Raw genomic sequence first — 837 nt, 5'->3', positions numbered from 1 at the left:
CTGCGGCCATTCGGGTATGGCCTAGGTGCGTTTGCGGAACCGGACGTCACCGTTGGCCATCAGCGTCATGTCGTAGGTGTCGTCGTGGGCACGGTGGTGGTGCCACGAGCACAAGAGCTTGCCGTCCTTGGTGTCGGTCCGACCTCCGTGCAACCAGGACAAGGTGTGGTGGTGGGCTTCGCACCACTTGGCCGGCACCAGGCACCCCTCGCTGCGGCAGGTCTTGTCACGGATCCCCATGGCGAGGATCTGCGGGCCGGTGAACAACCGTTTCGCGCGGCCCTGGTCGAGCACCTCGGACTCCCCACCCAGAACGGCGGGGACCATCTTCGCGGTGCACGAGAGGCGGCGGACCTGGGTGGCGGAGATCTTGGACCCATCAGGCAGGACCCCGACACCGATCCCGGCGAGCAGGTCGGCCAGGTCCATGGTGATCACCAGAGTGGTGCCGTTGCCGCCATGCACCGGCAACGCGTCGGGGTCCAGGCCCTCGAGGAGGGCCTCGAAGGCCAGCCCACGGCGTTGGTCGAAGGGAACCTTCTTCCCGGTCGCGGGATCGGTCAACGGTGCCGCACCCCCACCCGGGGTGGACTGGTGTCGGGGTGAGGTCACCGCGTTCAACACCGCCTTGAGCCGGGCCGCGGCGGCCTCGGAGAGGGTGGCGCGCAGCTCGACGGTGCCGTCACCGTTGTTNCTTGAACCACAACCGGGACTTCGCGTGCGCGCGGCGTTCCTCCTCCTCGACCCGCTTGCGTTCTTCGTCCTCGACCAGGCCCGGGGCGACGATGGAGAGGATCTTGCGGCCCAGGATCCGCAGGTCGTGCGGGGAGTGCTGCC

The 837-nt window shown here is 68.4% G+C and carries 1 protein-coding gene and 1 pseudogene; both read right to left on the bottom strand.

All coding sequences use genetic code 11. The features are described 5' to 3' along the window. Positions 1–21: 21 nt before the first annotated feature. Positions 22–693: pseudogene (locus tag ASH02_RS27520) on the bottom strand (DUF222 domain-containing protein); the annotation flags it as partial. A 1-nt stretch (position 694) separates the two neighbouring features. Beyond that, the coding region (locus ASH02_RS27515) for a hypothetical protein (RefSeq protein ID WP_442938397.1) at positions 695–837 on the bottom strand (143 nt) is incomplete at both ends.

Origin of the sequence: Nocardioides sp. Soil796, assembly GCF_001429525.1 — a bacterium.
Lineage (GTDB): Bacteria > Actinomycetota > Actinomycetes > Propionibacteriales > Nocardioidaceae > Nocardioides.
The sequence above is the reverse complement of the archived record's forward strand: the minus strand, read 5'-3'. Positions and strand labels throughout refer to the sequence as shown.